General features: G+C 26.3%; 18 protein-coding genes. 4 read left to right on the forward strand and 14 right to left on the reverse strand.

Annotated features, from left to right (window positions below; genetic code table 11):
- Window positions 1-205: 205 nt before the first annotated feature.
- From AAT22_RS11835 to AAT22_RS11880, 10 genes are all read right to left on the reverse strand, one after another.
- The gene (locus AAT22_RS11835) at window positions 206-1,117 is read right to left on the reverse strand and encodes a GNAT family N-acetyltransferase (protein WP_047001377.1); all 912 of its coding nucleotides are present in this window, start codon (window positions 1,115-1,117) and stop codon (window positions 206-208) included.
- Between the two features lie 211 nt (window positions 1,118-1,328).
- Window positions 1,329-3,236, reverse strand: coding sequence for a bifunctional 4-hydroxy-3-methylbut-2-enyl diphosphate reductase/30S ribosomal protein S1 (locus AAT22_RS11840; RefSeq protein ID WP_047001378.1), 1,908 nt, complete (start codon window positions 3,234-3,236; stop codon window positions 1,329-1,331).
- Between the two features lie 48 nt (window positions 3,237-3,284).
- Window positions 3,285-3,938, reverse strand: coding sequence for a (d)CMP kinase (cmk, locus tag AAT22_RS11845; RefSeq protein ID WP_047001379.1), 654 nt, complete (start codon window positions 3,936-3,938; stop codon window positions 3,285-3,287).
- Window positions 3,939-4,016: 78 nt separating this feature from the next.
- The gene (locus tag AAT22_RS11850) at window positions 4,017-5,240 is read right to left on the reverse strand and encodes an NAD(P)/FAD-dependent oxidoreductase (protein ID WP_047001380.1); all 1,224 of its coding nucleotides are present in this window, start codon (window positions 5,238-5,240) and stop codon (window positions 4,017-4,019) included.
- A gap of 130 nt (window positions 5,241-5,370) precedes the next feature.
- Window positions 5,371-6,267, reverse strand: coding sequence for a MurR/RpiR family transcriptional regulator (locus AAT22_RS11855; RefSeq protein WP_016207668.1), 897 nt, complete (start codon window positions 6,265-6,267; stop codon window positions 5,371-5,373).
- Between the two features lie 136 nt (window positions 6,268-6,403).
- Window positions 6,404-6,946, reverse strand: a complete 543-nt coding sequence (locus AAT22_RS11860) for a class I SAM-dependent methyltransferase (protein ID WP_047001381.1) — start codon at window positions 6,944-6,946, stop codon at window positions 6,404-6,406.
- A gap of 27 nt (window positions 6,947-6,973) precedes the next feature.
- Complete coding sequence (locus tag AAT22_RS11865; protein ID WP_047001382.1) at window positions 6,974-7,702, reverse strand: pseudouridine synthase; 729 nt, start codon at window positions 7,700-7,702, stop codon at window positions 6,974-6,976.
- 200 nt (window positions 7,703-7,902) lie between these two features.
- Window positions 7,903-8,334 carry a MarR family transcriptional regulator gene (locus AAT22_RS11870; protein WP_047001383.1) on the reverse strand — a complete coding sequence of 144 codons (432 nt, stop codon included), beginning with the start codon at window positions 8,332-8,334 and terminating at the stop codon, window positions 7,903-7,905.
- An 85-nt stretch (window positions 8,335-8,419) separates the two neighbouring features.
- On the reverse strand, window positions 8,420-8,899 hold the full coding sequence (locus AAT22_RS11875) for a glutathione peroxidase (protein ID WP_047001384.1): 480 nt from the start codon (window positions 8,897-8,899) through the stop codon (window positions 8,420-8,422).
- Between the two features lie 22 nt (window positions 8,900-8,921).
- On the reverse strand, window positions 8,922-9,467 hold the full coding sequence (locus AAT22_RS11880) for a glutathione peroxidase (RefSeq protein ID WP_047001385.1): 546 nt from the start codon (window positions 9,465-9,467) through the stop codon (window positions 8,922-8,924).
- Window positions 9,468-9,763: 296 nt separating this feature from the next.
- Here AAT22_RS11880 and AAT22_RS11885 point away from each other — a divergent pair, with 296 nt between their 5' ends.
- Window positions 9,764-10,420, forward strand: a complete 657-nt coding sequence (locus AAT22_RS11885; protein ID WP_047001386.1) for an NAD(P)H-dependent oxidoreductase — start codon at window positions 9,764-9,766, stop codon at window positions 10,418-10,420.
- Between the two features lie 61 nt (window positions 10,421-10,481).
- Here the strand turns inward: AAT22_RS11885 and AAT22_RS11890 are convergent, their stop codons facing one another.
- The 3 genes from AAT22_RS11890 to AAT22_RS11900 form a co-directional block, all read right to left on the reverse strand.
- Window positions 10,482-12,821, reverse strand: coding sequence for a glycoside hydrolase family 31 protein (locus AAT22_RS11890; protein ID WP_047001387.1), 2,340 nt, complete (start codon window positions 12,819-12,821; stop codon window positions 10,482-10,484).
- Between the two features lie 503 nt (window positions 12,822-13,324).
- A complete protein-coding gene (locus AAT22_RS11895; protein ID WP_016207659.1) occupies window positions 13,325-13,672 on the reverse strand; it encodes a PqqD family protein in 348 nt (115 codons plus the stop codon).
- Between the two features lie 16 nt (window positions 13,673-13,688).
- Window positions 13,689-15,641 (reverse strand): oligopeptide transporter, OPT family, encoded by a 1,953-nt coding sequence (locus AAT22_RS11900; RefSeq protein WP_047001388.1) that lies wholly within the window; start codon window positions 15,639-15,641, stop codon window positions 13,689-13,691.
- Between the two features lie 335 nt (window positions 15,642-15,976).
- On the opposite strand from AAT22_RS11900, the gene AAT22_RS11905 reads away from it, so the two are divergent.
- From AAT22_RS11905 to AAT22_RS11915, 3 genes are all read left to right on the forward strand, one after another.
- Entirely contained in the window at window positions 15,977-17,797 is a 1,821-nt protein-coding gene (locus AAT22_RS11905; protein WP_047001389.1) for an LTA synthase family protein, read from the forward strand.
- A gap of 175 nt (window positions 17,798-17,972) precedes the next feature.
- Window positions 17,973-18,356 (forward strand): hypothetical protein, encoded by a 384-nt coding sequence (locus tag AAT22_RS11910; RefSeq protein ID WP_047001390.1) that lies wholly within the window; start codon window positions 17,973-17,975, stop codon window positions 18,354-18,356.
- A 53-nt stretch (window positions 18,357-18,409) separates the two neighbouring features.
- The gene (locus tag AAT22_RS11915) at window positions 18,410-18,766 is read left to right on the forward strand and encodes a hypothetical protein (RefSeq protein ID WP_047001391.1); all 357 of its coding nucleotides are present in this window, start codon (window positions 18,410-18,412) and stop codon (window positions 18,764-18,766) included.
- On the opposite strand, the gene AAT22_RS11920 is transcribed toward AAT22_RS11915, so the two are convergent.
- Window positions 18,767-19,876 (reverse strand): GTPase, encoded by a 1,110-nt coding sequence (locus AAT22_RS11920; RefSeq protein WP_047001392.1) that lies wholly within the window; start codon window positions 19,874-19,876, stop codon window positions 18,767-18,769.
- Between the last annotated feature and the right edge of the window lie 148 nt (window positions 19,877-20,024).

A 20,024-nucleotide genomic window follows, 5' to 3' on the forward strand; every position in this document is an offset into this window, starting at 1 on the left:
CCATTAACATTATAATAAATATCTAACAAATTTAAAATACTTAAAGCAAAAATTGCTAAATTCCTTTAATTTATTTTTGTATTTAAAAGGACTGCATTTAAGCAGTCCCATATCTAAATTTCATTCCTTAAGTTTTCAAAAGGATATTCTATGAATGACTTCCATTAAATCTAATCTATAAAGTAAGAAAACATATATACATTTTTTATGGTCTTTCCCATACAACAATCTTATAACTTTCTTTAAATCCAATCCATTTATATAAATTGATTGCAGCAGTATTGTTACTATCAACTCTAATGGCTAATTCTTTTATTCCCGATTTTTTAGCATAAAGTATTATATCATTCAAGAGTAATTTTCCTAGTCCAATGCCTCGGAAATCCTTTATTATTCCAAAGTTAACTATTGTGTACATATCTCTATTAAATATTATTTGACCATACCCAATATACAAGTTATTAATCATTCCAAATATACACAAATCTTTTAGAAAATAATCTTGAGTCATGTCACTATATATATCATCTATATTAAGAGGTCTTCTATTCCATTCACCAAAAATATCATTTTGAATATTACATCTTAATTCTTCGTCCTTACCTATTATTAATTTTCTTGTAGAAAATACTGTGGATGAATTAAAATGATTCTTAAAATAATAATTATTTATAATTTTATTATATATATCATAAATTCTTTCATTATTATTATAATTTTCTATATTCATTTTCATAAGTAAAGTATATCTTTGCTTTTTAAAACCTAACTTATCTAAAATAATATTATTCTCTACAGTATCAACAGCTTCATAAGATAAAATATTACTATTAAAAGAAGATAGTATATTTTCTTTAATTAAGTTTATATATTTACTGTCTATATATAAAGCCCAAACCTTAATAAAGTTATCCATTGGTGTTTCATACCATATATAGCCTATAGAAGTATTATCTAATTTTATTATTCTCATAAATTTTCTATACAAAAACTTAATTAAAAAGTTTTGATTATCATAGCATTTAAAAAAATCCTTATCATAGTTTAGCTTCTTTAAGCTTTTAGAATATAATTCTTTAAATGACTCCATGTTATTTAATGTCAATTTTTCTAACATTATTTATAAACCCCTTTATTCTCTATATAAATTAGTATACTTCCTTAATAATATTTAGGTCAAGATATAATAGCATAATTAATAACACACTTTGCTACAATACCATAAGAGAAAAGTTAATATTTTTTTTAGTAAAATATCCTTATTAAGAGATATACGTATTAAAAGGACACACATATAATTTATATGTGTGCCCTAATATATATATTACTTATTCAGCATCTTTTATGCTAAGAGCAATTTTTTTATTTTCAGAATCTACTGAAAGAATTATTGCTTTTACTTCATCACCAATTTTTAAAACTTCACCTGGATTATTTATTCTTTGGTGAACTATTTTAGAAATATGAACTAATCCATCTACGCCTGGTTCTAGTTCAACAAAAGCACCAAAATCGCTTATTCTTACAACCTTACCTAAGACAGCAGAACCTTCTGGGTATTTTTCTTCAATGTTACTCCATGGTTCTGGAGTTAATGCTTTCATACTAAGAGAAAGTCTATTATTTTCTCTATCAGCTTCAATTACCTTAACATCAACTATTTGCCCTTTCTTTAATGCACTTTCAGCTGACTTTACATGATTCCATGAAATTTGAGATAAATGTATCAATCCATCAACACCATTTACATCAGCAAAAGCACCAAAGTTAGTAAATCTCTTTATTTCTGCCTTAACTACATCACCAACACTTATATTTTCCCAAGCTGCATCTTCTATTACCTTTTTCTCTTCTTCTAATATTACTCTTCTAGACGCAATTATTCTTAAATTTCCTTCAATTGAAAAATCTATTAATCTAACTTCTAGTTCTTTTCCTACTAAATTACTTCTATCATTTGCAAATCTTATATCTACTTGTGAAGCAGGTATAAATACTCTGATACCTTTATAATTAGCTACCAGTCCTTTTTCCTTAGATTCTTTTATTTTAACAGAAAAAGTTTCTTTATTATCAAATAACTCTTGAAGTTCTTGTAGTGTCTTTTTCTTTTCATATTCTAATCTTGAAAGAACTACGTTTCCATCTTCATTTTTTAACTTTATAACTTTAGCTGTTATTTCATCACCTATTTTTATTGAATCAAGATATGAAGCTAAGTTTTCTTCTGTAGTTAATTCCTTAAACGGAATAACTCCATCTAATTTATATCCAACTAAAGATATAACGACTTCTTCTCTTCCAATAGATAAAACTTCACCTTTGATTTCATCTCCAATTCTAAATCTTCTATCCATTTCTTCCATCAGCTTTAATTGATCTTCCATATTAATCTTTCCCTCCATAATATCAATTACTTCTTTTATTATCCAGTCAGGAGTAGATGCTCCAGCAGTAACCCCAACAACTTTTTCTTTATTTTCTTCTATAAATTCTTTAGTAATTTCTTTAGCATTTTCTATATGAATTGTATTCTGACAATTTGATTTAGCAATTTGGTAAAGCTTAGTTGTATTAGAACTATTTTTTCCTCCAACTACAATCATAGTATCGACAGTCTTTGATAATTCATTAGCACTTTTTTGTCTTACTTCTGTTGCAGAACAAATAGTATTAAATGCTAAAAGTTCTTTTGAATTTGAAGATAAATTACTTAAAGTATTTTTCCAAGTTTCTTCTTTTTCAGTAGTTTGAGATACAACACATATTTTATTAGGTAACTTTTCTTCAAAATTACCATCTGTTGTTATTATAGCACTATTATTACACCATCCATTTATTCCTATAACTTCTGGATGCTTGTCATCCCCTAATATAACAATATTATATCCTAAATCTGAATATTTATTAACCTTCTTATGAATATTAGTCACATACGGACATGTTGCATTTACTACTGTAAGGCCTTTTTCTTCTAAAGTATTTAATACTTCTTTTGAAACTCCATGAGACCTTATTACTATAACATCATCTTTTTCTAATTGATTGATTTCATCAAGATTAATTGCATATATATCATTTTTTTCTAAATACTTTACAACATCATTATTATGTATTAATGGACCTAAAGTATAGATTTTTTTATTATATTGTTTTTTTATTTTAAGTGCTTCTTCTACAGCTCTTTGAACACCAAAGCAAAAACCTGCATTTTCAGCTAATAAAACTTTATTCATATTAACTCTCCTAAGTTTAAATTACATATTATATTTTTAATAAAATAATTAAATATTACTTTTTATATTTAAGCATATTTTTTCTGTTACCTCTGAAATGGATAAGCCTGTTGTATCTATTTCAATGGCATCATCTGCTTTTCTTAATGGATCTATTTGTCTATTACTATCTGTATAATCTCTTTTTATTATATCTTCTAATATCGTTGAGTAATTAACATCTAATCCTCTGTTACTTAATTCTTTATATCTTCTTTCAGCTCTAGCTTCTGGAGTTGCTGTTAAAAAAAACTTGAATTTAGAATCTTTTAACACAACTGTACCTATATCACGCCCATCCATTATAACATCAAATTTACTTGACATATCTCTTTGTAATTTGACAAGTTTAGTTCTTACTTCTTGGATTGATGCATATTTAGATACAATAGCACTTATTTCTGGCATAGTAATTTGTTCTTGAATATTCACATCATTTAATATTAAATCATCATTTTCAAATCTCATATCAAGAGTGTCTATTAAACTACATAAACCTTCAATATTTGTATCATCTATATTATTATCCCTTGCAACTAAAGCGACAGCCCTGTACATTGCTCCTGTATTTATATACATTAAATCAAATTCTTTGGCAACTAACTTAGCAATAGTACTTTTACCAGCTCCAGCTGGTCCATCTATAGCAACTGATATTCTCAAAATAATATTCCACCTTTCATTCTAGAAAAACAATTTCATATAAATTATATTATTATTATTTGAGTTTAACAAGTAATTTTATATGTTACTTCCAGCTAAAAATCCTGTAGATAATGCAATTTGAACATTGTATCCACCTGTAAAAGCATCTACATCTATAATTTCTCCAGCAAAAGATAAATTGTTAACTAATTTAGACTTCATAGTTGAGGGATCTATTTCTAATGTATCTACCCCTCCTGAAGTTACTATTGCTTCTTCTATAGGTCTAAGACCTTTTATTTTAAGAATAATCCCACTTATTAAATTTACTAAAGTCTTTCTTTCTTCCTTTGTTATTTCATTTACCTTCTTATTTTCAGATATATTAGAAAGTTTAACTATAACTGGTATAAGCTTTTTAGGAAGTAATTCATCTAACGAATTTCTAAAATCTTTATTAATAAATTTTTTAAAATCCTTTTGAATTCTTGAATCAAGATCTTCTATTGATAAAGCAGGCTTTAAATTCAATAATATAGTATAATTATCATCCTTTAATATATATCTGGATGCCTTAAGAGCAAGAGGACCCGATATACCGTAACTAGTAAATAACAACTCTCCTTGTTCTTTATATAATGGTTTTTTAGATGCTTTATTAAATAAAGATATTTCTATATTTTTTAATGTTAATCCTGCTAAATCTCGTATCCATTCATTTTTAAGTTCTATAGGAACTAAAGATGGTTTTAAATCTACTATATTATGACCTAATTTTTCAGAAAATTTTAAACCATCTCCTCTTGAACCTGTCAATGGGTAGGAAACCCCTCCTGTAGCTATAATAAAGTAATCACCATTTATAAAATGATTATTATTTATTTCTACAGCTTGAATTTTATTGTTCAAAAATTTTATATTTGTCACCCTGCTGTTTAGCTTTATATCAACATTATTCTTTATTAATTCACTTGATAATCCTTTAATTATATCAGAAGATTTATCTGATAATGGAAATATACGCCCCCCACGTTCAGCTTTTAATTTTATACCTTGAGATTCAAAAAAATTTATTACATCTTCATTAGTATATGTATATAATGCACTATATAAAAAATGAGGATTTCCAGGTATATATTCAAAAAACTCGGATATGTCCTTAGCATTTGTAACATTACATCTGCCTTTTCCTGTTATGAATAATTTTTTACCTAATTTTTCATTTCCTTCTAAGAGTATGACATTATTATTACTTTTAGATGCTGTTATAGCTGCCATCATTCCTGCTGGACCAGCTCCTATAACTATTACTTTTTTCATTGTAATCCTCCTGTTGTGCATATATTATCCTAATAAATATATCATTTTAAAACTTTTAATTCAACATAACAAAAACATAAAAAGTGCTAAGTTATATTAATTAATATAACTTAGCACTTTTTTGTATTTATTAATCTTCGCCTACATTCCTATTATTATAAGAATATACATTATAATCTTTCCAGATTGACTCAAGGTTGTTAAATGTATCTGTTATACTTTGTTTTTCTCTCATACCTACAGCAATTATTAGTGCATTAATAACAGATAAAGGTGCAACAAGAGAATCCACAAAAGATGCCATATTACTTTGAGCTATCAATGAATAATCTGCTTTAGATGCTAAAGGAGATAACAAACTATCAGTAATTGCTACTACCTCAGCTCCTCTATCTTGAGCAAAAGCTAATGCATCAATTGTTCTTGAAGCATATCTTGGAAATCCTATTCCTATTACAAGATCTCCCTCTCCTACATTTATCATTTGTTCAAAAATATCAGATATTCCATATCCAACAGTCTTTACGTTTTGTAAAATAATATTCAAATAAAATCCTAAAAATTCAGCTAAAGCAGTTGAACTTCTAAGGCCTATAATATATATCCTCTTAGCTTCAAATATTTTATTAATAACATCTTCAAATGTGTTATAATTTATTTTCTCCAAGGTTGATCTTATATTTTCTATATCTGCTTTAAGAACACCTTTAAGGGCATATCCCTCACTTATGTAATCATTAGATAATTCTAAACGTTGAACTGTTGTAAGTTTATTTTTTATTAATTCTTGTAAAGCTTTTTGAAGCTTAGGATATCCAGAGAATCCTAATTCATTAGCAAATCTAACAACTGTTGATTCTGAAACTCCAACAGAAATACCTAATTTAGCTGCAGTCATAAAAGCAGCTTTATCATAGTTTTTTAAAATATATTCAGCAATCAATTTTTGACCTTTACTTAATCTTGAAAATCTAGCCTGTATTAATCTCATTAAATCCTTTGAGTTATCATTAAGGTTAATATCCATCCTTATCCCTTCTTTTCCTTGAATTTAACAACTTAGTAATTATATATTAACACTTTTTGAATGATTCATCAATAATCATTTCATTTTATTATATTTTCATTATAAAAACTTGACTAAATATATGAAGTTGTCAATTTCATTTTTTCTCAATAATAACCATGATAGGCGAGATATTTTCTCGGTTTAAATACGATTGAATCATAACTCCAAACTTATTCTTAGGCAAAGTTTTTAAATACTCCAAAATGCAAGATTCTTCAATTTTGCCTTCATAATGACCTCTATATATGCATATAATCATAAACCCACTACTATTCAAAATAGAAAGTCCCTTCTTTATACTTTCTAAAGAGGTTTCATGCATGGTAGTTATATTTTTATCGCCCCCAGGTAGAAACCCTAAATTATAAATTATACAATCTACATTTTCATGAATATATTTATGAAATAAATGGTGGGAATCATTTATTACTTCTACATTAGTAATATTTTTTTCAATATATTTATCACATGCCTGTTTTTGAATATCAAAAGAATAAACATATTGAAATATATTAGATAAAAAATCAGTATCATGACCATTACCTAGAGTTGCATCTATAGCAATTCTTTTATTAGTAATAAAACTTTCTATTATATGATGAGATAAGTCACTTATATTTCCTACATACTTATACACAATTACACCTCGACTTAAACTTCTATTCTATAATGAATTTATATACTTGAGCTCTTCTTCAGTCAGACTTCTCCACTCGCCTCTTTTTAAGTATCCAAGTTTTATATTGCCTATAGCAATTCTTTTTAATGTAATTACATCATGACCTAAAGCAGAACACATTCTCCTTATTTGTCTATTTTTACCTTCATGTATGGTAATTTCAACTAAAGAATTACTATTATTTGTTTTAATATCTTTTTCTTTACTTATAACTTTTATCTTAGCGTCAGAAGTAATATATCCTCCAATATCTATTCCACTTTCAAATTTTCTTATTTCCTCTGATGAAAATATTCCCTTACATAAGGCTATATATTTTTTATCAACTTCAACTCTTGGATGTATTATTTTATTATATATATCTCCATCATTAGTTAACAAAAGTAACCCTGAACTATCATAATCAAGTCTTCCAATGGGATATATTCTTTCATTAACCTTTATTATATCTAATATGGTTTTTCTGCCCTTCTCATCCTTTACAGAAGTTATGTAACCCTCTGGTTTATTTAACATTATATATAATTTATTTTCTTCTGGAAGAATCCTCTTTCCATTATAAAATACTTCATCATTTTCAGGATTTATTTTAACACCTAACTCATTTACAATTTTATCATTTACTTTAACTTTACCTTCTAATATTATTTGTTCACATTTTCTTCTAGATGCAATTCCACATCTTGCCATATATTTTTGTAATCTTTCTTCCATATAAAATCACTCCACTTTTTAATAAATGACTATTATGCCATTTAAAGATTATTATATAGTTTTTTTTATATTTTACAACACTATATTTTTCAATTGATAATTATTTGTATATAATATTTTGTAAAGTAAAATTTCTAATTAGTACTATACTATTAATATAGAAATGTAAAAAGAGTGTTTAATAAAACACTCTTTTTACATTATTTCAAAGTTTTTAATAACTCATCTAAATTTCTTTTTAATTCAATAGCTTTTTCCATTGAAATATTCATATTACACATCATTTTGCTTGGAACATCTTGAGCTTTTTTTTGAAGTTCCTCACCCTTTTCCGTTAATTCAGCTATTACTACCCTATCATCTTTTTCGTCTCTGTATCTTTTTATAAGATCCATTCCTTCAAGTTTTTTTAATAGCGGAGTTAGGGTTCCAGAGTCTAAGTGTAGCCTATTACCAAGATGTTTTACAGTAGATTTTTTTTCTTCCCACAATACCAGCATTGCTATATATTGTGTGTACGTAAGATTAAATTCATCTAGTAATGGCTTATATAATTTTATTATTTCTCTTGATGCTGCATATAAAGAAAAACATATTTGATTATCTAATTTTAGATGATTGTAATTTGTCATATAATTCACCTACATAAAAGTTAATATTTAAAATCATCTTACCTTGTTGAGTATTTTATGTCAACCTTTAATATATAGATGTAGTCTATTTACTCAAAAGATTTTCAATATCAGCCTTAAGTTTTAAAGGAGTTGTTGTTGGAGAATATCTTTTTACCACATGTCCATCTCTATCAATTAAAAATTTTGTGAAATTCCATTTTACTTCATTAGTTAGAATTCCTTTTTCTTGTTCCTTTAAGTATTTATATATAGGATGAGCCTTATTTCCATTGACATCTATTTTTTCAAACATATTAAAGGTTACCCCATAGTTAAGTTGGCAGAAATTTTTTATTTCATTATTTTCTCCTGGATCTTGACTTAAAAATTGGTTACAAGGAAATCCTAAAATTTCTAGACCTGAATCCTTATATTCTTTATAAAGTTCCTCTAACTCTTTTAATTGAGGGGTTAGTCCACATTTACTTGCTGTATTTACAACAATAACTACCTTATCTTTAAAAGCATCCATACCTATTTCTTTTCCATCTATATTTTTTGCAGAATAATCATAAAAATTCATAACAAAGCCTCCTAATAATTAATTATAGTAATTTCTTTATATCATCTATCATTTCAAGAGGTTCTACAGTTGACTCAAATCTTCCAACAACATTACCTTCTTTATCAACTAAGAATTTTGTAAAGTTCCATTTTATAGAATCATCTAATAATGACTCAGGAAACTGTTCACTTAATATGCTATTTAGTAATTTACCATTTGGCTTACTTAAATCAAATCCTTCAAAAGGTTTTTGGCTGCATAAGAATTTAAATATAGGATGTGCAGAAATTCCCTTTACATTTATTTTTTCAAACAACTTAAATGTTACACCATAATTTAATTCGCAAAAAGTTTTAACATCAGTATTGCTACCAGGTTCTTGTTCTAAGAATTGATTACATGGAAAACCTAATATTTCTAAACCACTAGCCTTATATTCCTTATGCAATATTTCTAAATCAGCATATTGAGGTGTAAATCCACATTTACTTGCAGTATTAACTACTAAAACAACTTTTCCTTTATAATCACTCATATTTATTTCTTTTCCATTAATATCTTTTGCATTAAAATCATAAAAATTCATCTTAATTCCTCCACTTAAAATATATTGTTTAAAATTAAATTGTATTCAATCTATTTAAATATATAATATATCTTTTTATTTTTAATGTCAATAACTTATGAAAATATAATTTATATTTTTATGTTAAAAACTTATAAGATATTTAATTTAATTAATAAATAACATTTAGCAATTAAATATAGTCTAATAATATGTTTAAGTTTTTTATTAATTTCATATATTAGATTTGATAAATATTATAATTATTGTATTATAATATCTATAGAATAGTTTTAATTTCGAAGGGAGTTTTTAATATGAAGAATGATGAAATTTTAAGGGCCTTAAATTATAGGTATGCCTGTAAATCTTTTGATTCAAACAAAAAAATAAATGATGAAGATTTAAAATTAATTTTAGAAAGCGGTAGATTATCTCCAAGCTCAATAGGAATAGAACCTTGGGAGTTCCTAGTAATAAGTAATGATGAACTTAAAAATGAACTAGCAAATTTTGCACCTGGAGGAAAGAAACAAATACCAACTTGTAGCCATTTAGTAATATTACTAAACAGAAATGCAAATGATTTAAAAGCAGATTCTGAATATTTAAATGAATTATTTAATGAAGATAAACATTTACCAAAAGAAGTTTCCGAATTATTATTAAAGATGATAAAGGATGTAAATGATAATAGATTTAAGAATAATGAAAAGGAAATAAACCATTATTCAAGAGAACAAACATATATTGCACTTGGTACAATGTTAACTACCTCAGCATTACTTAAAGTCGACTCTTGTGTTATAGGTGGATACAATGCAGAGGCTGTTACTAAGCTATTAAGTGATAGAAATATTTTAGATACAAATCACTTTAATATATCATGTATGTTAGCTTTAGGATATAGAAATGAAAATCCTGCACCTAAAACAAGAAGAACTTTTGAAGAGGTAGTAAAATTTATTAAATAATTAATTATTTAAATCATAATAAATGCTAGTAGATATCTTTAGTTCTACTAGCATTTATATATTAAAGATTTATTTCTATAGCATTATTTTCTAAGTTAACTTTTTTACCATTTAAGGTTATATTTTTATTTGTTTTTAAGTTATTTATTATAAATTTAACTTTAGAATATTTATTAATATAATCATTTTTATTTATTATGAATTTTATATCAATATTTTCTTTATTAGATATTGTTATTTCATATTCATTATATATTCCATTTCTGTAATTGAAGCTTTCTCCATCATCATTATAATGTACATATTTAAATTCACTATCATTTTCACTTAAATATATATTTAAAATCAATTCATCATTAGATTTTTCACCAATGTAATTTTGCTCTATGCTCATTGGAATAATTGATGCTTCTTTTACAAATATAGGACAAGTATCTAAAGGAGCTTCTTTTATAATATATTGACCTCCATTATGATTTTCACCAGTCCAAAAATCTATCCATTTAGTTCCCTTTGGTAAGTATACAAGCTTTTGTTTCATACCTTGTTCAACTACAGGTGAAACTAAAATACTATCTCCACAAAGGAATTCATCATTTATTTCATAGGTGTTTTTGTCATTTTGATAGTTAAATAAAAGAGGTCTGATAATTGGTGCTCCAGTATTTTCACACTCTTTCATTAAATCATATAAATATGGAATTAATTTATAACGTAACTTAATATATTTTTTGTTTATTTCTTCTGTTTCCTTATCAAATGTCCAAGGTTCCTGATCCCTAGTTCCCATTGCAGAGTGATTTCTAAATAGTGGTGTAAATGCTCCAACTTGTACCCATCTGCTTAATAATTCACCAGTACAATCGTGTCCAAAACCTCCAACATCTGTTCCACAAAAACTAACTCCACTTAAACCTAAAGTCATAAGCATTGGAATTGACATTCTTAAGTGTTCCCATGTACTTTGATTATCTCCAGTCCAAACAGTTGAGTATTTTTGAGTACCTGCATAACATGCTCTTGTAATTACAAAAGGTCTCTTATTAGTATATTCTTTTATTCCTTCATAAGTAGCTTTACTCATCATATGTCCATATATATTATGAATTTCTTTGTGAGTAACCTCTAACCCATTATCATTAAACATAACATCATCTGGCAAAGGTCCATTAAAGCTTGCTGGTTCATTCATATCATTCCATATTCCTGAGACACCTGAATCAATCATAATTTTTTGATTTTCTGCCCACCACTGTCTTACCTTAGGATTCATAAAATCTGGATAAACTGAATCGCCTGGCCAAACTCTATTTTTATATACTATTCCATCTTTATCCTTTGCAAAGTAGTCATTTTTAATTCCTTCAGCGTATATACTATATTCTTTATCTATTTTAACACCAGGATCTATAATTGTAACAAGCTTAAATCCCATATTCTTAAGTTCATCAGTAAATTCCCTTGGATTTTCAAACTTTTTATTATCCCAAGTAAACACTCTAAAATCATCCATATAATCTATATCTAAATATAATGTATCACAAGGAATTCCTCTTTCTCTAAATGATTTTGCTATTTCCATAACTCTTTCTTTTGGAGCATAAGACCATCTGCATTGTTGATATCCTAGTGTCCATAATTGAGGAAGAGGTGTTTTTCCAGTAAGATTTGTATATTCATTTACTACATCTTTTACTTCTGGACCATATATGAAGTAATAATCTAAATTGCCTCCAACAGCACTAAAATAATAATATTCTGAATTTTCTTTTCCCATATCAAAATGACTTTCAAAATGATTATCAAAAAATATTCCAAATGCCTCTTCATCTTTTATTGATATTAAAAATGGTATTGATTTATATAATTGTTCAAATGTTTCACCATGAGGACTTGGATCATCTGTATTCCAGTTTCTATAATGATATCCTTTTTTATTTAAAGAACCTGTTCTTTCTCCTAGTCCATAAAAATACATATTATCTTCCATTGTTTTTGCTACATAAACTTTAAAATTTTGATGACCATTTAAAACATGTCCTTCTTCTGCTGCAAGTTCAGTACCATTTCCTCTTCTTTTAAAAGGATGTCTAATACTTCTATAGTCTCTACATAAAACCTTTTCATTTTTATCATAAATATCAATTTTAAAATCATCATTAATAACAATCTTAAGCTTTTCTGTTGCTATGTTTAAAGTGTTTTCATTTTTTTCTACTGAAAAATTAGAATTTCTTAAATTTAAATTTTCAACTGCCTTTGAATTTCTTTCTTTTCTATGAAGTGGAACAAAAAAATTAATAACTTCATCATTAATAACTGTTATAGTAGCTTCAATTTTTTCATATTGTATTTTGATTTCTTTATTATTTACTTCATATCCTAATAATTTACCAAACATTAAATCCCCTCTATTCTTAATAGTTATATTTTTCTATAGTATTTTTATATCTACAAGTTCATTATAAAATAAAACCTTCTCTATTTCTTGTATTATAACATCAAAAAATATAACAAAATTGCTATTTTAGATAAATTTTATTTTGTATATTAGGCACCTAATTATAAAAAAGGTCTTAAGGTAAGATAATCCTTAAGACCTTTTAAAATTTTATTTAAATAAATCTTTTAAAACTTCTTTTATATTTTTATTTATTTTAATTAACTTTTTGTTGTTATTTATGTTATCTAACTTTTTTCCATATCTAGTATATAAATAATCAATATAGTTTAAATTATCGTTTATAGCGGAACAAAATATAAATATCATTAAAGGTGTTAATTTAGGGATTTTCCATAATAAAACTCCTATTTAATTACTGATACTATAGTATATTTATTTTTTATTATATTGTTATTATTAATAATTTAAAAAGAGCTAGAATTTTCTTCTAGCTCTTTTTACTAAATATTTTCTTTAAATCTTATCCAATTTCTTCTATTTAAGTATCTAATAAATAAGATTAATCTTTCATTAATCGGTTCACACTTTTCTCCAAACTTTTCCTTCATTTCTTCAATTATTTGAAGAACATTTCTTTTACCATCAATTAATCTCCAAACTTCGCTACCTAGTTCATCTAGCTCTATATCTGTAATAGCAGGTTTTTTAAATAGTTTTTGAAGAAGTTTTTCTATTAATTTATCATGATGAAAAACCAAATAAATCTTATTGCTCTTTTCTTCAAATGTAGAATGCTTTTTTTCAGGTATATATAGAAGAAAATTTTCTTGTTTGTTATTTTTAGTCATGTTAATTCACCATCATTCAATTAGCTTCATTTTTTTTGCCACTTAGAATATATCTATATAACAAATAAGTTAATATTAAGAACATAACTAAAGCAAATTCTTTACTTTCAGCTATAGTAGGTAATAATCTAGGTCCTATACCAACAGCTTCTGCAACACCACCTGCTGTTAATCCAGCGACTAAAATACCAACTAGTGCATCTCCAGCAACTAACCCTGATGAAATTAATATACCTTTTTCAACTTTATCTTTTCTTAGATTATCATTATGTTTAAATTTCTTATCTATTACAACTCTAACTATACCACCAGCTAAAATACCAACACTTAAGTTTATTGGTAAATATATTCCTAATGCAACAGGTAATACAGGTAAACCTAATAACTCAATGGCAATACCTAAAGCAGCTCCTACTAATACTAATGTCCAAGGTAATTGAGCATCCATAACACCTTTAACTACCATTGACATAAGAGTTGCTTGTGGTGCAGCCAGACCAGTTTCTCCACCTATCCCGTAGATATTGATTAATAATAACATAGCAGCTCCACCAGCAACTGCTGAAGCTATTAATCCAAGTATTAGTCCAATTTCAATATTTTTAGGAGTTCCACCCAAAATAAATGTAGTTTTTAGGGCTTGAGAAGTTCCTCCAGCTACAGCAGTTGCAACACAAGCTATAGCACCAGCAAGTAAAGCCATTATCATTCCTTTATTACCAACTACACCTACCGCTTTTAATATTGATGTTATAAATAATAAGGTAGCTATTGTCATACCAGATACAGGATTATTGGATGCTCCTATAAGTCCACATATTCTAGCAGATACTACAGCAAATAAAAATGAAAATAATACTGATAGTAAGGCTCCAACTGGATGTATCTTAGTAATTGGTAGTAACCAAGTTAATAAAAATACTAAAATAGCTCCTCCAATAACCCAAGTCATTGGTAAATCCTTATCAGTTCTCTTTACTTCTTCACCCGCTGATTTCATTCCTGAAAAAGCAGCCTTCATTGATCTAATTATTACAGGAATTGATTTCCCAAGGCTTATAAATCCTCCCGCTGCAACAGCCCCTGCTCCTATATATCTTATATATTCACCTCTAATAGCGCTTGCAGTCATTTCAGCTATTGGAATAGTTGCTGGGAAAACAGCAGTAGCTGCTCCTTCTCCGAAAAATTTTATTAATGGTATAAGCCCATAATATGCTATAGCTCCACCTGCAAACATATATAGCGCAGCTTCTATTCCAACTATAAATCCAACTCCTAAAAGTGACGCTAATGCATCAACCCCAAACATACTTTGAAATATTGATTTGCCATTTTGAGATAAATTTATCATCCAAGTAGGACTTTCTGACCATAATAACAAACCACCTGATAAAAACTTAAATATTCCACCACCAGTTAAACCTGTCATAACGCTTTTAAGTCCACTACCACCTGCACTTGAATTTACAAGTACCTCAGATGCAGCCATACTTTCTGGGAATGATAATTTTCCGTGTTCTTCAACCATTAAATATTTTCTTAGAGGAATAACAAATAAAACACCTAATATTCCTCCTAATATTGTAATAGTAACTATTTGCAAAAGTGAAAGTTTTTCATTCCATATTACTACAGCCGGTAGTGTAAAAACTATTCCACCAGCTAAAGATTCCCCAATACCTGCTATTCCTGCAACCATGTTTGATTCTAAAATGCTTTTTCTACCTAAAGCATATAATAATGCCGTTCCTAGAATTGAAGTAGGTATAATAGCTGCAATAGTCATCCCTACTTTTAAAGCTAAATATACATTTGCTGCTGCAAATATAGCTGCAAATATACATCCAACTAATATAGACATAATAGTTAATTCTGGTAAGGCATCTTTAACAGAAACGTAAGGTGTATATTTTTCCCCGTTTACTCCACCATAAGCTTCATGAGAAAGTTTATTTTTTCCTGACATAATAACTCCTCCTAAATAAAATATATTAATATATTGTTTATAAAGCCCATTGTATATTCTAGCATATTTTTCTACAAATTCCACTAAAGTTTTATTAAATGTAGTATCTGATTTTTAGTGTATTATAATGTTTAAATGGAAATTATAATTTTTTACTAATAATATTAAAATTCCACTTATATTTAAAGTTATTCATCTAATAATATAAATACTAAATTTCCATAAATTAAATATAAATATTATTTTTCTTTTACAAACATTTATTTATATAGCCATAATTATTTATTTAAGATAAAATTAATTGAATGAGAACTATATATTTCGGAGGTTAGCATATGAAAGAATTTTTTAAAAAGAGAGTATTAAATAATTGGTTATTCTTACTTATGGTTGTAATAATACAATTAAAATCAATGCTATTATTATCAATGCTTAGAAGCACTAATTCATCTAGAATAAGTCTTTCAACTATGTATTTTGGAGTTCCGGCTCTTTATGCACATTTACTTATAATTACCTTAATATTAAGTATTTTATACTTATTTAAGTATAAAGGAAAAATTAGAGCAGCTTTAATAATTGATTTAATTATTACCATTTTATTTGTTGCTGATATATGGTATTACAGAAATAATGGAACATTTTTATCAATACGACATTTACTTCATACTGAAATTTTTAATCCAACAAATAAGAGTTTATTGAACTTTAAAATCGTAGATTTATTATTTTTTGTAGATTTTATAATATTCTTTATACTATTTAAATTTGGTAAATTAATAAATTATAAAGACAATTCTAAATTATCTTTAAGAATTATAAAGGCAGTTACAGTATTTTTATTAAGTGGAGCTTTTATTTTTATATCACATTATAAAATAGATATAAAAGGTACCGTTCAGGGAAAATCATTATTTAGACTGTCATGGGCACCTTTCCAAACATTTAGCGATATGAGTCCTTTAGGTTATCATGGATTTGATTTAGTTTATTTTACTGGAAGAAATGAAAAACTATCAGATTCCGATATTAATGATGTAAAAGAATGGATTAGTAATAACAAAGAAGATATTTCAGACAACGAATACTTTGGAATACTTAAAGGCAAAAATTTGGTTGCAATACAAGTTGAATCATTAGAAAACTTTGTAATAAATAAAAATATTTATGGACAAGAAATAACCCCTACATTAAATAAATTACTTTCAAATAGTCTATACTTTGATAATATTTATGAACAAAATAACTCAGGAACTAGTTCAGATGCAGATTTAATGGTGAATACTTCTATTTTTCCTATAAGAGAAACTAGCACATTTCCAGCATATCCTTGGACTTCATATAATAGTATGCAAAATATATTAAAGAATAAGGGATATACTACAATTTCAACTCATGCAGAACTACCTGGAAGCTGGAACTGGGCAGAACCCCATAAATCCTTTGGAGTTGATAAATTATGGGATATAAATAAATTTAATGTAGATGAAATTATTGGTCTTGGATTATCTGATGAATCTTACTTAAAGCAAGTAGCTGATAAACTAAAATTAGAGCAAGATCCTTTTTATGCTTTTGTAGTAACATTAACAAGCCATGGACCTTTTGAAATACCTGAAGAAAAGAAATTACTAGATATTCCTAAAGAATTAGATGAAAATATGTTAGGTGCTTACTTTCAAAGTGTAAGATATACAGATGAAGCAATAAGATTGTTTATAGAAGAACTAGACAAAAATGGTCAATTAGATAATACTGTATTAATGATTTATGGTGATCATTGTGGCGTTCATAAATTTTATGAAGAAGAAATTAAAGATGCACCATTAAATGAAGATTGGTGGCAAGAAAATTACAAGAAAATACCATATATAATTTATAATAAAGATTTAAAAGCTTCTACTATATCTAATGCTGGGGGACAAGTGGATTTCTTACCAACAATATCTTATCTTTTAGGTGTTAAGAGAGATGGATTTGATAATACATCTATGGGAAGAGTATTAGTTAACACAAATAGAAATACAACAATACTAAATAATGGAGATATTATTGGAACTCCAAAAGATGCAAATGAAGAAAAGCATTTAAAAGATACATTTAAAATAGCAGACTTTATTATTGAAGGAAATTACTTTAAAATAACTAATAAATAAGATTTATCAGGGGTGAGTACACCCCTTTTTTCTCTTTACAGTTAAAAATTGTATACAATTCTTTATTAATTGAAATTTATATTTTATTAAATTTCATACTACCTAGTTAAATATTGATATGATATAATATGTATTATTTACCAATAAAATATATCTAACTTTATGGAGAATTTTTATGAAAAAAATTTATATTTTATTAATTTTGAACATTATCACCTTAATTTCAACTAAAAAAATAACTTATATTTACCTTGTAAATATATTGTATATACCATTTTTATATGATGAATTTCTTAATAAGATAAATAGAAACTTATTATTAGAAGTTAACCAGTTTAAAGAGATTATTATCTCATATTTAAAAAAATTTAGTTTTAGCCCTATTGAATTAGAAATAGTTTTTGAAAATTCTTTAGGATTTTCAATCATTAAAATTATTATTAAAAACTTATTAAATAATAATATACAAAATTATGGATATGCTATAATATTTACAGCTATAGCCTTATTTTTAATATTTTGGGCTAATATGAATATTAAAAAGCTTTTTATTGTATAAACTATAATAATATTCATAGTAAAATTTCTATAAATCTATTGGAGGAACTAGTATTGTATAACTTATCTAATACTTTAAGATTTATTTTATTAATATTATTTTTAATCTATGAGTTTTGGACTTTTAAAAATAAAAAGTCACTAAAGTATAAATTATCTCCACTAGTTATACTTGTTTTAATTAGTATTTTTGTACTAGTCTTTGCTTCTTTTTTTAAATTTATAGGTTATTATTTCATATTTTTTATTTTAGCATTAGAATTATCCTTAATAGGAATTATCTTAGTCTGTATATTTGAAATATTCTTAATGATTGTAAGTCATGAATTAAATTTAAAAAAGCTTACAGTATTATTATTTATGTCTATTGCTCTTGCATTAATATATTATTTAGGTCAAAAAGCATTTTAATTAATTTTTATTAAAATGCTTTTTTAATTCTTCATACATCATTTGTGATATTTCTTCACCTTCAGTTGTTTTACCTTCATATTGATTAGAAGCTACTCTCTTCATTACCTCAATATAAGAAAAAGCTAAGGCCGTTGTTAATGCACTAGCTGTTGTACCACTTATTGCACCTCCAATAATAGTACCTGCAACTGGTATGAATTTCAAAAGATTACTAACTATTGTTTTTCCTGCTACAGTTGCTCCTGCAATACCTCCTACACCTGAAGCTATTGCTATTAATAAATCTTTATCTACTTTAACACCAAAAATAGTTGTAATATGTGCAAGCATTCCTACTTGAGCGGGTATAAGAATTGCTGAATCTGAAAAAGGAATAGGCGAGAAACCAACCCCAAAGGAGGTTCCAATATACCCTAAAGCCCATTTGGTAGCAGCATCTACTTTTCTTTTTAAATCTACCTTCTGGGCATTGTTAAAAGCCCTTCTTATTCCTTGTGGTAAAATTTGATAAGTTTTTTCTACTAGTTCACTAAGTCCAAATCTTGGTATTTCTATGTTTCCAAATTTTATTGGCTCTGCAAGAATTCTTTGAATTCCTCTAATATTTAAGTTCATATTATCTATATACTTTTCAAGTTCTGTAGAACTATCAGTAAAACTTTGAGTTAATACAATAATAACGGGTACCTTTTGTGATAAGTTTTTTATCCATTCAATTTCAAAACTTTCTATTCTATTTGAGGCTGAATTAATACAATACCAAACAACATGTATTAAATCTTCGGAGTTAATATCCTTATTTCTATGTATTCTATCTATTTCATTATCAATATCATTTCTTACTTTATCTTGAATCTGTTTATCTAATTCTAAGCCTCTGCTATCATATAAATTTAAAGGGACTCCTTCTTTAGTTATCTTTTTAAGATGTTCAGTAACTGGTCGTCCCACTCCTGTTTTAGCTAAATTTTCTCTAAATATATTATTTATTAGAGTACTCTTTCCTACTCCTGTTTTACCAATTAACATTATATTAGCTGGAATTATCTTATTATTTTCTTCATTTATTTTTTCAAATAAATCATTTATAAAATTATAGTTATCCATTTAACCACCTCTAGTTTACTATATTATAAATAAGTAAATTCTTTATTTTATTATATATATGTTTTAATTAATAATCCATATAAATAATTGTTAATTGTTAATTGAATTTTATGTGTGTTTATTTGAAAATTAAAAAAGAAGGCAAAAC

Origin of the sequence: Clostridium sp. C8 (assembly GCF_001010885.1) — a bacterium.
GTDB lineage: Bacteria > Bacillota > Clostridia > Clostridiales > Clostridiaceae > Clostridium > Clostridium sartagoforme.